15 protein-coding genes are annotated in these 14,354 nt (G+C 56.4%); 8 read left to right on the top strand and 7 right to left on the bottom strand.

Annotation, left to right across the window (positions count from 1 at the left end; translation table 11 throughout):
- Positions 1-51: 51 nt before the first annotated feature.
- The 6 genes from ADN00_RS02380 to miaB form a co-directional block, all read right to left on the bottom strand.
- A complete protein-coding gene (locus ADN00_RS02380; protein WP_075061351.1) occupies positions 52-864 on the bottom strand; it encodes an AAC(3) family N-acetyltransferase in 813 nt (270 codons plus the stop codon).
- 111 nt (positions 865-975) lie between these two features.
- Positions 976-1,680, bottom strand: a complete 705-nt coding sequence (locus ADN00_RS02375; RefSeq protein ID WP_075061350.1) for a M23 family metallopeptidase — start codon at positions 1,678-1,680, stop codon at positions 976-978.
- A gap of 192 nt (positions 1,681-1,872) precedes the next feature.
- Complete coding sequence (arsM, locus tag ADN00_RS19475) at positions 1,873-3,291, bottom strand: class I SAM-dependent methyltransferase (RefSeq protein WP_082389814.1); 1,419 nt, start codon at positions 3,289-3,291, stop codon at positions 1,873-1,875.
- Between the two features lie 66 nt (positions 3,292-3,357).
- Positions 3,358-3,711: an ArsR/SmtB family transcription factor gene (locus ADN00_RS02360; protein ID WP_075061349.1), complete on the bottom strand. Its 354-nt coding sequence runs from the start codon at positions 3,709-3,711 to the stop codon at positions 3,358-3,360.
- A gap of 119 nt (positions 3,712-3,830) precedes the next feature.
- Positions 3,831-4,802 (bottom strand): 5'-methylthioadenosine/S-adenosylhomocysteine nucleosidase, encoded by a 972-nt coding sequence (locus ADN00_RS02355; protein ID WP_082389813.1) that lies wholly within the window; start codon positions 4,800-4,802, stop codon positions 3,831-3,833.
- Between the two features lie 161 nt (positions 4,803-4,963).
- On the bottom strand, positions 4,964-6,283 hold the full coding sequence (gene miaB / locus ADN00_RS02350; RefSeq protein WP_075061348.1) for a tRNA (N6-isopentenyl adenosine(37)-C2)-methylthiotransferase MiaB: 1,320 nt from the start codon (positions 6,281-6,283) through the stop codon (positions 4,964-4,966).
- 234 nt (positions 6,284-6,517) lie between these two features.
- On the opposite strand from miaB, the gene ADN00_RS02345 reads away from it, so the two are divergent.
- The 5 genes from ADN00_RS02345 to liaF all read left to right on the top strand — a co-directional run bounded on the left by ADN00_RS02345 (position 6,518) and on the right by liaF (position 11,889).
- On the top strand, positions 6,518-7,822 hold the full coding sequence (locus ADN00_RS02345; protein WP_082389812.1) for a C39 family peptidase: 1,305 nt from the start codon (positions 6,518-6,520) through the stop codon (positions 7,820-7,822).
- Positions 7,823-7,917: 95 nt separating this feature from the next.
- On the top strand, positions 7,918-9,303 hold the full coding sequence (locus ADN00_RS02340; RefSeq protein ID WP_075061346.1) for a hypothetical protein: 1,386 nt from the start codon (positions 7,918-7,920) through the stop codon (positions 9,301-9,303).
- Positions 9,288-10,001: an HAD family hydrolase gene (locus ADN00_RS02335; RefSeq protein ID WP_075061345.1), complete on the top strand. Its 714-nt coding sequence runs from the start codon at positions 9,288-9,290 to the stop codon at positions 9,999-10,001. The genes ADN00_RS02340 and ADN00_RS02335 overlap by 16 nt, the downstream gene beginning before the upstream one ends.
- A 507-nt stretch (positions 10,002-10,508) precedes the next feature.
- A complete protein-coding gene (locus ADN00_RS02330; protein WP_075061344.1) occupies positions 10,509-11,276 on the top strand; it encodes a hypothetical protein in 768 nt (255 codons plus the stop codon).
- A 76-nt stretch (positions 11,277-11,352) separates the two neighbouring features.
- Complete coding sequence (gene liaF / locus ADN00_RS02325) at positions 11,353-11,889, top strand: cell wall-active antibiotics response protein LiaF (protein WP_075061343.1); 537 nt, start codon at positions 11,353-11,355, stop codon at positions 11,887-11,889.
- Between the two features lie 123 nt (positions 11,890-12,012).
- Here the strand turns inward: liaF and ADN00_RS19655 are convergent, their stop codons facing one another.
- Positions 12,013-12,435 (bottom strand): hypothetical protein, encoded by a 423-nt coding sequence (locus ADN00_RS19655; protein ID WP_152966228.1) that lies wholly within the window; start codon positions 12,433-12,435, stop codon positions 12,013-12,015.
- A gap of 71 nt (positions 12,436-12,506) precedes the next feature.
- On the opposite strand from ADN00_RS19655, the gene ADN00_RS19650 reads away from it, so the two are divergent.
- The 3 genes from ADN00_RS19650 to ADN00_RS02310 form a co-directional block, all read left to right on the top strand.
- Positions 12,507-13,220: a hypothetical protein gene (locus ADN00_RS19650; protein ID WP_152966227.1), complete on the top strand. Its 714-nt coding sequence runs from the start codon at positions 12,507-12,509 to the stop codon at positions 13,218-13,220.
- Between the two features lie 20 nt (positions 13,221-13,240).
- A complete protein-coding gene (locus ADN00_RS02315; protein WP_075061341.1) occupies positions 13,241-13,654 on the top strand; it encodes a hypothetical protein in 414 nt (137 codons plus the stop codon).
- A gap of 324 nt (positions 13,655-13,978) precedes the next feature.
- The coding region (locus ADN00_RS02310) for an IS110 family transposase (RefSeq protein ID WP_152966226.1) at positions 13,979-14,354 on the top strand (376 nt) is incomplete at its 3' end.

The raw sequence follows: 14,354 nt of genomic DNA, 5'->3' as shown, positions 1-14,354 counted from the left end.
TGTTGAGTCCCGGGGCGCTGGAAAGCTGGGCTTAACCTGCCGCGGAACCGCTTACGAATTTTCAACCATTTTGGTAACCCCCGACCAAACGGCGCTGCAGCGCTCGCAATTGGAACTGTTGCACAGCAACGCCAGGGGATCTTCTTTGATTTTCTCGGTCAGCAGATTGAGCATGGGCTGCAGGGGCAGGACCTCGATGAGGGCTTCGCCGATCTTCACCGATTGGGTGATGCCGCTCAGCCATTCTTCCGCGTCCTGAAAGCCGTTTGAGCATCCGGGAAAGCCGGGACATTCCACCACGCCTTGCGCGGTGAGCGCCCAGCGCAGAAATTGTTTGCGCCCGGCCAGTTTTTCGGCGAAGTGGATGGCGGTGTTGACCGTGTGGTCTACGCCGATGAGCATGATCCAGGCTTGTTTTTGCGCCAGCACGCGAATGGGCGCCAGCGGGTCTTGCAGGGTTTGGGCCTGCAGGGCGTCGTCGAGGTTAATGGCTGAGAAGGACAGGATGGGGTGGCTGGATCGTTCGGCGTTGGGGTGCAGGCGCAGGGTCTCGGCGAAAATACCCATCAGGCGGTCAGCGGGCATGGTGCTGCGGTAGAACTCGGCCATCAGGTTGCTCTCTTTGCCGCTGCCGTATGTGATGCCGTTGTCCGGCGGGCCGTCGCTGGGGATGACCATGGTCTTGTAGGTGAAGGTGGGGGCGATGAGGGCGTTGGAGGTGGCCAGCAAGGCGCCCAGCAGCGTCTCGGCGCCGCCGCGCACGTCTTCGCCAAACGAAGAGAAGGAGGCGTGTACCATGACCGGCTGCTGCGGGTCCAGATTCAATTTTCGAAAACCACTTACCAAGTCGCGAAAGGAAAGCATGGCTACCATCCTTGATTGTTCGGTCAGAAGGGGGATTGCTGCCAACCGCCTGCTGCCGGAGAACTTTATCCTATTATACGTCAGGCCGGCCCGAAAAATGGCCGGGATGCCTTAACCCTCTGTTTCTGAAGGCGCGCAGATGGGGATTTGGTTGGGATTGGTGTGCGCGTTGAGGGGCAGCCCCAGGTAGGGCGAGGGGTCGAGGGTGTTGACAATTTCCAGTTCGTTTAAGAAGTGGCCGCTGCCGTCATCTTTGACCACAGAAAAGTGCAGGTGGATGCCGGTGGGGCTGCCGGGCGTTCCAGAATAGTTGCCCTGATAGCCCAGCAGGGTGCCCGCCGGGATAAAAACTTCGTGCGTGCCGGGCGGAAAATCGGCAACGATGAAAGAACTTCCATCCGGGTCGGCCAGATGCGTGTAGTAGGTCCAGATCTGCTGGCCGGGGTTGAGTGGATCGGATGGGATGCGGATAATGATGGAGGATTTCCAATCTTCCATGCGGGTGAGGTAGCCGTCGTAGGCGCTGTAGACCGGGGTAACGCCCGGCTCGCTGCCGCCGAAGATGTCGATGCCGGCGTGGCGGTGGCCCGGGCGGAAGCTGTCGTCCCATAAAAAGCCAATCAGACCGCTGGTGGGCAGCAGGAACGGCGCGCCCGCGCAGCGCTGCCTGGCCTGAACGGCCCATTCGGGGTGGCTGGCGGGGTCGCGAATCCACTGGATCACCTGCAGCGAGCGGCTGGAGGTGCGCGAGGCGCGCAGCCAATAATAGCCGCCCACCAGAGCCAGCACCACCACCCCGCCGATGGCAATTTTCATCAGAGGTTTCATGGGCGAAATTATACTCTCACTTGCCGCCGCAAGCAAAAAATAAGAAAAAGATCGAGAGTGATCCCCTGCACTCTCGATCCTTGATGCTGGCTAGCAGCTTCGCTTAATGTTTCCAAATATATCACTGTTTTCCTGTCTTTACAACCATTAAATTAGGAATAGACAGGATAGTAAATTGTATTATATTGGTTTGTACGCGGCTACCAGGGCGCTGTATACCGAGACTCCACCTGCTCGTCCCAGGCTGGCGCTGCGCCGCACAGTGATTTTGGTAAAACCGGCTTGTGCCAGCAGATCAAGGTATTCAGCTTCGGGCAGCGCGCCGCTGACACATTCCGCCCATTCGGCGGTGTTCTCTTGCAAGCTGGCGGGCAGCGCGGCTGCGGCGACCACATCACTTACCTCCAGCCGCCCGCCGGGGCGCAGCACGCGATAGGCCTCACGGAATACCTGTCCTTTGTCTTCTGAAAGGTTGATGACGCAGTTGGAGAGAATCACGTCCACCGCGTTACTTTCTACGGGCAGGGCTTCGGCATATCCCTGGCGAAATTCTACATTGGATATGCCGCTGCGCTCGGCCGCTGCGCGCGCGCGATCCAGCATGGAGGGTGTCATGTCCACACCAATCACCCACCCACCGGGTCCAACTTTGCGGGCGGCCAGAAACGCGTCTAACCCGCCACCGCTGCCAATGTCCAGTACCGTTTCGCCTGCCTGCAGCCCGGCCAGAGCCAACGGATTGCCGCACCCCAGGGTGAATTCGGCTGCTTCAGCGGGGGCCTCAGAAAGCTCTTCCTGCGAATATTCCACCACAAAGGTGATCTCACTTGTATCCATTTTGGCAGGGGCGCAGCAACTGGCGTTTTCGATGAGGCTTGAACTGCCGCAGCAATTGGAGCCAGAGCGTGCCAGGGCGGCGTAATTATCGCGCACGGCATCGCGTACTGGCCGGCGGCGGGTGGCGCTGGCCACAAACACGCTGATACTGGCGCTGCTTTCTTCTGCACCGCGCAGATCAGGATGATCTGATATGGCGCAGCAGTTCTGCCCGGTGCAGTCGACTACGATGTTCACCAGCCCGGCCTGGCGGTACCATTCGCGCATTTGATCGCGGTTGAAGCCTTGCCAGACATCGGCCATTTCTTCCTTAAGCCACGGGTAAGGGTGCTCGTCCATATCGGTGATGATCAGTCTGCCGCCGGGACGCAGCACGCGCACCATTTCGTGGATGGCGGCCAGCGGATCGGATGTGTGGTGCAGGTACATGTTGGCGAAAACCGCGTCGAGACTCTCGTCCGCGAAAGGCAGCCGGCTGCCGTCAGCCAGGTGATATTCCACGTTGCGATAAGCCGCCAGGTTTTGGCGGGCGGTATCCAGCATGGCGGCGCTGCCGTCGACCAGGTGAACGCGGGCCACCAGGGGTGCCAGCCCGGCGGCCATAAAGCCGGTGCCCGCGCCGATGTCGGCGGCGATCATTTCGGGCCGCAAGTAGGCTTTGGCAATGGCCGTCTCACGCACAGCCGGGCCAAAGTACCCGGCGCTGATCTCGTCCCATTGATGGGCAACGCGGTCAAAATAGTTGGATGAAGCGTCGGTCATATTGATGGTTTCCTTTTTGTATTATCGTTTTTTTACGATATAAAATGCCAAAAAAAGAGACGTGGTCTAACAACAGTTTTCATCTTTCGCAAGGGATCTGCTTTCGGCGCAGCAAGACGGCAGCCAGCGGCTCACACGGTCTTTCAAGAATTTCATTCCTTCAGGGCTGATGCAATAACAGGTGGCCGGGCCTTCAATCTCTCCGTCAATCAGGCCGGCTTCACGCAGCACTTTGAGGTGCTGGCTGACGGTGGACTGTGCCAGGGCGGCGAACGCGACAATATCACCGGTGATGCACACCGGGTTTTCGGCCAGGTATTTCATAATGCGAAAACGGACCGGGTTGCCCAATGCTTTCAGCATGGCTACCAGGCGCTCTTCATCGGCGTTGAGGGTGTGGGGCAGTGGTTCTAGCTGCATCTTGCTCTCCTATATCGTAATAATACGATAAAGATTGAGTCTTGTAAAGGGGGAGCGCGATCCCCGCGACCGCGGCGCGGCCAGCAGCGAATTGAGTTGGGGGATGAGTTTGCCTGAATTCAGCTTGATCCGCCGCCGTTAACGCCGACCGGCTGCGTTTCGCCCCAGGCGATTAAGAACTGTTCCACCAGGCTGGCCGAGTTTTTGGCAGCCAGTTTCATGTAGAGCAGCATCTGGTTGTCCCCTTCTTCGCCGCCGGCCAGGTCGGAGAGGGCACGGAAGGCGATGAAGGGCACCTGGTTGGAATAGGCCACCTGGGCTACGGCCGCGCTTTCCATATCCATGGCGCTGGCCGCCAGGCTGTTCCACACCCATTCGCGGTAGGATTTGTTGTTGATGAAGGCCTGGCCGCTCACCCCGCTGCCGCCGATTTCCACGCGCGGTTCTTCCTCCAGGCACACCACCAGGTAGGTGCAGCGGTCAAGGTTGACGGTTTCGGCGGCCTGGCGCGCGGCTTCCAGCAGGGCCGGGTCCACGTCAAACCAGAAGATGGACTTCTGCCCCTCCGGGCTGTGGGCTTCCACTGGCTGGGGGAAGATCATGCCGAAGTTGCCATAGTCATCGCCGTACCAGGCGGTATCCCATCCGTCGCCGGTTTCGCGGGCAAAGACGGCCTCTTGGTACTGCGCCCAGCGCGCCGGCACCACCACGTCGCCCACGGCAAGCTGCGGGTTGGCCCCGCCAGCGATACCCGACACGACCACGGCTTGAATGTCGAAGTGATCCAGCAGCCACTGGGTGGTCATGGCGGCGTTGACCATGCTGACGCCGCTGGCGGCCAGCACGACCGGCTGACCGCCCAGCTCGGCGGTGTAGACAAGCCGCCCCTGCATCTCATAGGCTTTGTCTGGGCTGGCCAGGTCCAGCAGGGCGTTGAATTCCAGCTCAAATGCCGAAATCACCGCGATGCGCGGGGTATCGTCCAGGCGCGGCGGGCTGGGCGCGGCAGCCTGCGGAACGGCCTGCGGGCGGCAGGCGCAGAAGCACAGCAGCACGGCAAGGATAATGGAACCCTGTCGAAAGTGTTTCATAAGCCAGTCCCTTTTAATTTCCACGATTGGACACAGCTTCATCTTATTCCAAATTTCTGCGGGAATCAATAAAAAATCCCCGCGGTGGGGAGACCGCGGGGGATCGGGCGGATCTGATGCAACACGGAGATCAGTCTCGGCCCGCCGGAAATCGTTGTGGGTTAAGCTTCAGCAAGCTGCCCCTGCATTGACCAGGGTCCTGTCCAGGTTATTGTAGCATTGATGATTTGACCCTGCAAATCCTGGTCTGATTCAATGAAAACCAGCTTGTTGGTGGGCGTGCGGCCGCGCCAGCGCGCTTTGTGGCGGTCTTCAACCAGCACCGGGACGGTTTGGTGGAGGTAAGCGTTGTGAATCTGCGCGGCGATGCCTTCCTGCAGGTCTTCCAGCAGGCGGAAGCGGCGCCATTTTTCTTCGTCGGGCACGTCATCTTCCATTTTGCGCGCGGAGAGGGTGTTGGGGCGCGGTGAATAGCGCGCCAGGTGAGCCACATCCAGCTTCAGGTCGGCCAGCAGGTCGTAGGTCTGCTGGAATTGGGCTTCTGTTTCGCCGGGGAAGCCGACAATGATATCGGTGGCAATGGACACGCCGGGGATTTTCTCGCGAATGCGGCTGATCAGCTCGCGGTATTGGGCGTTGGTGTAGCCACGGCGCATGTTGATGAGCACTTCATCGTCGCCAGCCTGGGCTGGCACTTCGATATGCGGCATCACCTTGGGCAGCTCGGCTACGCAGTCGAGCAGCTCATCGGTCATGTAGCTGGGATGCGAGGTGAGAAAGCGGATGCGCTCCAGGCCGTCAATTTCGTGCAGCTGGTGGATCAGCCCCGCCAGGGTGGGGTAAGCCGGGTTGTCTTTGCCGTAACGGTCGACAATCTGGCCCAACAAAGTGATCTCTTTGACACCCTGGTTGACCAGCGAGCGCGCCTCTTTGAGAATCACCTCCGGGGGGCGGCTTTCTTCGACGCCGCGGCGGTAGGGAATGATGCAGTAGGCGCAGGCATGCGAGCAACCCAGCACCACCGGCACATGGGCGGAAACGAGCTTTCCGCGCTCCAGTTCCGGCAGGGTGATTTCACCATCCATGGCGGCATGGCGCAGGGCGGTTTCTCTCTGCTCCAGCGATTGGCCTTCGCGTTCAATCAGGTATTCCACCAGCGGCTGCGGGTTGGAGGGCGGCGAGAAGACATCTACGAAGGGGAAGCGCTCGCGCAGTGCCTGGTTGGGCTTCACGCCCACCAGACAGCCCATCAGGTTGATCACCAGGCGGGGGTTCTTTTTCTTGAGTGGGCGCAGTGAATTCAAGCGCCCGTAGGCCTTATCCTCGGCGCTCTGGCGCACCACACAGGTGTTCAGAATGATAATATCGGCTTCTTCAGCCCGGCCAGCCAGGGAACAGCCCAGATTCTCCAGCGAGGAAGAAACCCGCTGGGAATCAGATACGTTCATCTGGCAGCCTTCGGTCCAAATATAGTATTTCATGCGTCACCGATTATAACAGCATTTTGGGCAACGAATTGCCGCGCTAACCGTGTTTTCATTTGTTTACCCGCTATGCCGCGGCAGGTTTTTGGAAAACCACAAGGTTATGCTTACACCATACGGAATGCCCTCGGCCGCAGGCGGGACGCGCTCAGGAGCGAAAGAGAATAAGAGTTAACGGGTCTGGATTAATCGGGCGGGGTCTGTTAGAATGCAGCCCATACGGACGCTTTTATGAAAAATAATCGATGGAAAATCGTTCTAGCCAGTTTATTGGTCATGGTCATCGCAGGGGCTGCCCTCAGCCGGACGCCTGCGGTGCGCAACCGCCTGGATTGGCGGATTGACCTGGCGCTCACCCAACTGCGATTCAAACTCGACCCGGTAGGCGCGCTGCCCACCCCGCAGACCAGCGGGCTGCCGCTGCCGCCCCCGCAGGTTAACACCACTTCCATTTCGCCCACGCCGCCGGCCACCGCCAGCGTGGCCGCGCCTGGCCTGACGCAAGCACCGCTTCCCACGGCCACCCCCACCCTGGAGCCGACGCCCACGTTTCCGCCGCTGCCAGCGAAGGCCATTCTCACCCCGCCGCCGATGCGCGCCGGAGACGCCCAGGATTGGAACAACTGCGGGCCGGCCACCCTGGCGCTCAATCTGCGCTTTTACGGCTGGGGCGGCGACCAGTATACCATTTCGGATGTGATTAAACCCATTCGCGCCGACCGCAACGTCAATGTGGAAGATATGACGGCTTACGTCAATGAAGAAGCCGCGCCGCTGCGCGCCTTGTTCCGCGTGGGCGGCAGCCTGGAGCAGGTGAAACGCCTGCTGGCCAACGGCTTCCCGGTGATGATTGAGGTGGGTTTTGTGCTGCCCGCTGACGCGCAAGGCATTACCGGCCCTTCGGATGACCGCTGGACCGGGCATTACCTGTTTGTAACCGGCTATGATGACGACCGCCAGCTTTTTATTGTGCAGGACGTGTATGAAGGCGGCAATCATGTTGTAACGTACCAGGACGCCGACAAACGCTGGCAGGCCTTTAACCGTGTGTATATTCTGATTTACCAGCCAGAGCGCGAAGCCGAGCTGCAATCGCTGTTGGCCAGTGATTGGGATGCGCGCAGCAACCGCCAGAATGCCTTAAAGCAGGCCCAGGCAGAAACCAGGACCGAACCGCGAAACGCGTTTGCCTGGTTCAATCTGGGCACCAATCTGGTGTATTTTGAACGTTACGCTGAAGCGGCCGAGGCCTACAACCAGGCCCGCCAGATCGGCTTACCACAGCGCATGCTGCGCTACCAGTTTGGTCCCTTTTTAGCATACTTCCATGCCGGTATGTTTGAGGAACTGAACACCATCGCCGACTACGCGCTGGAGGTAACCCCCAATTCGGAAGAGGGCTTGCTGTGGAAGGGCTGGGCGCTTTACCGCCAGGGATTGAGCCAGGAGGCACTGCAGTCCTTCCAAAAGGCGCTTGAAGCGCGCCCCGGCTATGGAGACGCCAGCTACGCGATCCAGTTTGTGTTGGAGAACTGACCTCACCCAACTGGCGCGCAGATTGGATAAAAATTTACCGCGACCTTACCGCGCTTTTCGGATAAAATAGAGGGAATTGCAACCGAGGAGTGCCCTTGACCCGCAAACTTCTTTTCTCTGCGCTCACGCTGATGCTCACGGCCAGCCTTTGCCTGGTTGGTGCCGGGCTGGCGGTTGGCGGGCTGCTGCTGTTGACCCCCGCAAAATCCAGCGCCCAAATTTCGGTGGAGCCGTTTCCCGTTATCCTGCCGGACGCGCTGCCCGACGAGCCGCTTCCCGCCGGTGTGCTGGAAGAGATGAACCAGATTCAACTGGAGGTGGCGCAGCTGCGCCGCCTTACCCCGCGCCAGGCGGTGTATCGCGATGTGCTCTCCCCGGCAGAGCTGGAAGTGGTGGTGAAAGAGGAATTTTTCCGCGATTACACCGCCGAAGACGCGCAAAGCGATGCTCAGTTGCTCACCGCGCTTGGGCTGCTGCCCAACGGTTTTGAACTGTTGGATTTCTATGAAGAGCTGTTCAGCGAGCAGGTGGCCGGTTATTACGACAGCCAGACCGGCCGGATGGTGGTGGTGCAGGGTGATGACTTCAGCGGGGTGGAGCGCATGACCTACGCCCACGAGTATACCCACGCCCTGCAAGACCAGACTTATGATCTGCGCAACGGTCTGGGTTACGAGGACAGCGTCTGCATGCTGGAATTTGATGCCTGCTCGGCTGTGCTGGCTTTAATCGAAGGAGACGCCACCCTTTCTGAGCAGTTGTGGCTCTTCCGGCACGCCACTGACCAGGATTATGTTGATCTTCAAGATTTCTCGCTGACGTTTGAAACGCCGGTGTATGATTCGGCGCCGGAGTTTATGCAGCAAGATTTCATGTTCCCTTATGTGCAAGGCAACGAGTTCGTTCAGACGCTGTACGACCAGGGCGGTTGGGCGGCGGTCGATCAGGCCTATGCCAATCCGCCGGTTTCCACCGAGCAAATTCTGCACCCCGGGCTTTACCCGGCTGAACAGCCCGCTGAAGTGGACCTGCCGGTAACCGCCGACGCGCAAAACGGCTGGAAGATGGTCGATTCGAGCGTGCTGGGAGAATGGTATACCTTTTTGCTGCTCTCTTACGGCTGGCAGCCAGAGACGCGCATTCCGCTGGAGCAGGCGCGCCAGGCGGCAGCCGGCTGGGGCGGCGACCGCTACCGCCTGTATGCCAACGAGCAAACCGGTCAGACGGCCCTGGCGGTGCGCTGGCAAGCCGATTCGGCTGCCGACGCCCGTGAGCTGTTTGACGCGCTGCGCCAGTACGCGCAGCAGCGCTGGACCGGCGCGGAAACCACGCTGCCAAACACGGAGCGCTGGGAAGTTCAAAGTGATGACGCGGCGGTATGGCTGGCCTTATCGGGTGAAGAGGTTGCCTGGCTGATCGCGCCCGATAAGACGATTTTGGATGGTATGAAAGGTGGTTTTTCCGCATGGCAGACGCATTGATTCAGCCCCCCGGCATTGATTTTTCTCGCGTGCGCGCCCTGTGTTTTGATGTGGACGGCACGTTGAGCGACACGGACGATTTATGGGCGCACCGCATCTCTACCGCGCTGACGCCGGTAAAATGGCTGGCTCCGCGCTGGGACGCGCGCGCGTTCGCGCGCTGGATGATCATCGGCCTGGAAACGCCGGGTAATTTGCTCTATCACTGGATGGACCGCCTGCATTTTGACGACGAATTGGCGGTGATTTATAACCGTCTGGCTCATTTGAACCGTAAGAAAGCCCCACGCAAGTTCTGGATCATTCCGCAGGTGATGGAAATGTTGAGTGCATTGCGCAGCGCGTACCCCATGTCGGTGGTCAGCGCGCGCGACCAGATCAGCACGCACGCGTTTTTGCGCCAGTTTGATCTGCTGCCGCATTTTCAGACGGTGGTCACATCGCAAACCTGCCAGTATACCAAGCCCTTTCCCGACCCAATTGTTCACGCGGCGAAAGCGATGGGTGTGCACCCGGAAGAATGCCTGATGATCGGCGATACCACCGTGGATATTCTGGCCGGCAAGGCAGCCGGCGCGCAGACGGTGGGGGTGCTGTGCGGGTTTGGCAAGGAAGATGAGCTGCGCCGCGCCGGCGCGGATTTGATTTTACCCACCACGGCCGATCTGGTTCCTTATTTGTTGCAGCCGTCGTCTTAGCCCAGGTGTTGAGCCCACCCCAAGCGAAGAACCCTTGAAACCACCCGAAACCCACCATTGGCTTTTGTTGGTGGGATTCGGGCGGATCATTACGCCGGTTTACCTTTGAATGGGTTAGCCGCCCTGCTCCCACCCTACCGCGGATTGGATTCTTCCGTAGGGTGGCGTGGAGGGCGGACAATATACTTTGTGCCAAAACCATTTTGTCGCCGCCCGAAACCCACCATTGGCTTTTGTTGGTGGGATTCGGGCGGGTGATTACGCAAGTTTACCTTTGTATGGGTTTTCCCGCCCTGCTCCCACCCTACCGCTGCTCCGCGCCGGTGATTTTTGGGCGGATGGCCATCCGCCCCTACTGAAGAATGGGATTCTAATGCAAACACCACGCCGAATCCTCCCCAATCTGCTGGAAAACGCGGCCTGGCAAAGCTTCTATGCCCGCTCGCCTGGCGGGCGCAGCGGGCTATAATGAAAGAAAGCCTATTTTTGAATTTGGGGAGGAGAAAAATGAACAAAGATTCGCTGCGCCAGGCGGCTGTGGTGGTTTCGGTGCTGGCGGCGCTCACCGTGAATATTCTGGCCAACGCCCTGCCGATTAACGGGCAATCCACCGGCGAGATCTCTGATCGGTTCGAGGTGTATTTCACCCCGGCGGGGTATGTGTTTTCCATCTGGGGCGTGATTTTCATCGGCTGGCTGCTGCTGGCGGTCTACCAGGCCCTGCCCGCCCAGCGCGAGAATCCGCGCCTGCGCAAAATCGGTTATCCATTTGCCCTTTCGGGGCTGTTCAACGCCGGTTGGCTGGTGCTGTGGCACTACAACCAGTTCCCCGCCACGCTGGCGGTGATGCTGGTGCTGCTGGCTTTGTTAATCGTGGTCTACCTGTGCATGGAGCCGCGCAATCCGCAGGTGCCCGCCGCGGAAAAATGGCTGGTGCAGCTGCCGGTGCGCGTTTACCTGGGCTGGATTACGGTGGCAACCATTGCCAACCTGACCGCGCTGCTGGATTACCTGCAGTGGAACGGTTGGGGACTTCGCCCCGAAATCTGGCTGGTGGTGGTGCTGTCGGCCGCGCTGCTGGTGGCGCTGGCGATGGCGCGCACGCAAAAGGATGTGGCCTATCTGCTGGTGCTGGTGTGGTCGTTTGTGGGTATCTGGGTCAAGCACCGCGCAGTGCCAACGGTGGGGGCTGCGGCCCTGTCCGCGGCGGTGGCGGTGGCGCTGCTGGCGCTGGCCAGCCTGGTCTCGCGCCTGCGGGCGGCCCGGCGCGCCTGAACGGGCGGCTTCGGCGCGCAACCCCGGCCGGGTTTATGCGTATATGAAGTAGACAATTTTTCGCCTGGAGGCAAAGATGGCAAAGAAACCGGCTTTGTGGGTGGGCGGCGCGATGATCGCCCTGGGAATCATTCTCTTTATTGGCACGCTGACGCGCGTGAATATCTGGCTGTATGTTTGGCCGTCGCTGATCATTCTGCTGGGGGTGCTGCTGCTGGTGCGCCCGCGCATGCTGGGCAGCCAGACCAATGTTGATTTTCATCTGCTGGGCGATGTGAATTTGGGCAGCGATTGGCCGGTGCACAGCCAGGAGATCTGGAACGTCATTGGCGACACCGTCCTCGATCTCTCGCGGGCAGATTTTCCCGAAGGGGAAACCAACCTGCGTGTGATGGGTTTTGTGGGGGATGTGAAAGTGCGCCTGCCGGAAGCGGTGGGAGTGAAATTGAACGCCACCGGTCTGGTGGTGGATGGCAATCTGTTTGGCATGAAGGACACCGGCATATTTACCCCTGTGCAGTTGGAGAGCGACAATTACGCCAGCGCCGCGCAGCGCGTGAATATCGAGACCGGTTATTTCATCCACGAGATTAACCTGGAACGCAGCCTGTAAGCTGCAAGTTCATTTCGATTATCAGCCGCCCGCCGATGGGCGGCTTTTTTCTTTGGTTAAAGGAGGGAAAATATTGATGGATAGAGATAAAGTAAAAGTTTATACAAAAAAGTACAGAACGCCTTATGGTAATTTGGTATTCTTTGAAAAATAGGTTTCAATTGAAATTCCAATGACCGCAATCTGAACGAAAGCGAAGATAGCAAATATGGTAGCCCGTAAACTATTTGGAGAGCAAACAGGATTTTTGAGGGTTAGACAAGCTCCCCGTAGGAAAAGCACCCCTAATAGACTTCCCAATAGGGTAACGAGAATAATTTTTAGTATCCTCAAAAATGGACTTCTTGGTTTTAATGGATTTCTTGGTTGAACGGAATTCATAACCAATATATTTATATAGCCAAGAAAAAAACCGACAGGGATTACCACTTGCGGTACTGGTAAAAGCAGAGATGTTATCGCATAAACAAAACCGTTAAACAACATAACTGGCAAAAAACGTTCTTTCCAAAGATAGGTAACAATATTCAACCGTGATTCTTCCATGATTAATTCCTTGTATAATACAGTTTAATCAACCGGATACACTGATACCCGATCCTTATGCAGTTTCAAATTTGAACCGTTACACATATCCTCAAAACCCGATTAAACTTTCTGATCCAACAGGACACATAGCTATTGAGGGGACAGGAGAAGGAGGTGGGAGTTGTAATAGTATTTGCATGAATAATATTAGAAGAGATCTATTAATTAGAAGAGTCTTAATTGGTGGAGGTAAAAATGGAAATTGGACACCCGCCGATGAAAAATTCTATTATCAACACAAGAATAGCATTTGGAGCGATGTCAGTTATTGGAAACAAGAAGAAAATTCTGGTTGGAATAGTTATGCAGATCATGTGGAACGATTAGCTTCACATTATTCGCCGGAACAAGAAAGCCAATTCATGCGCGATTTTTCCTTGGTGTTTGGAGGTATACCCGCGGACTCTCATTGGACACTGGCGGCAATAAGTGTTGCGAAAGGGCCAAAAGAGTTTATGCCCTTAGGTGAGCAAAATAACGGTTTGCAGGAAAAATATTTAGATTCAGACAATCCATCATCAAATCAATCACATCATTATTCTGGGCTTTTGTTTTTAGGGTATTTTTTTGGTTCTAATTTATCGAGGCCAATTAATACATTGCGCGAAATAGATACCTCAAATCAAGGAGACATTCTATTGGGTGAAGCAGCGATAAGTGATGCAATCGATTTCAGGAGTGATTTTGAATCATATGAAGACCTTATTGACAAAATCCGCGCACTAGCTGTAGATAGCGATTAGATTCAATAGGAGGCTTCTTTATGAAAAAAAATATGTTTTTAGCTCTAGCTTTCCTGTTAATAGTCTGTGTATTGATATCTTCTTTATTAAGAGAAAATCAAAAGGATGAGCGGATGAAGCTTGCACAAACATTAGGAGTAAGGTTAGAAGATCATCCACCTGAAACCGATTTTCCTGTAAGCTACTTTAGTGCCCAACTTATTGAAGGCATGACTTTAGATGAAGTTCATAACTTAATAATCGGTTTTGACCAGGTATATAATTGTTCGAATAGTGTTGAAGTTTACTATTATTTTGGGGCCAATGAAAATATGGCTTTCAGGTTTCGGGTGTTTTACGATGAAAACTTATCATTTAAACGCTTGGAATCCGAAGATCCTGACAGCAGTTATTTGAGTATTGAGGAGTGCAAAACGGGTCTTTTGCTTAAGTAACCAAGAAATCAAAGAAGCAGTTCTACTTAGGCGCTTTTTTTACTGCGTGGTAATAAATATTTTTACAAGGTTTCTCGGTTATTAAATTTGATATGAGAAAATCAATTTTATCAAATCCATATTTTTCTAAGATGCTGTGGGAAGCTGAGGCCGACGGTATGACCCTTGAGGGCAAGCCTCGTAGATAAGAATGCCGCCTCAGCGCTGTGAGAGGTCTCGTATAAGCAGGTAGCCGTTCTAGCGGCGCAAAACGGACAAGGCTGAGAGGCTCATGGCTGTCTGAGGTCGCCTCACTTCAAGTACTCACGCGAAGGAGGTGCTGCCATGACATTCTACTGTGGCATAGATGTCGCCAAGCGCAAACACGCGGTGGCGATCTTGAACGAGAGCGGGCAGGTGTGCAAGCCGGTCTTTGTGACCGAGAATACGCGTGCCGGGTTGGAGTATCTGCTGGAGCACTTGAGCCAGCTTGGAAATGAAGTCTCCATCGGACTGGAAGCCACCGGTCACTACTGGCTGTCTCTGTATGATGTCCTGACCAGTCAAGGTTACCCGGTGTCTGTGATCAACCCGCTGCAAATCTCCGCTTACCGGAAAAGCGGCGTTCGGAAAGTAAAAAATGACCGTTCAGATGCGGTGTGGATCGCGGACTTCATGCGGATTTCGAATACACCCGCTTCCAGCCGCGATATTCCCATGC

Origin of the sequence: Ornatilinea apprima, assembly GCF_001306115.1 — a bacterium.
Taxonomy (GTDB): domain Bacteria; phylum Chloroflexota; class Anaerolineae; order Anaerolineales; family Anaerolineaceae; genus Ornatilinea; species Ornatilinea apprima.
This window is presented reverse-complemented; position numbering and strand designations above follow the sequence as displayed.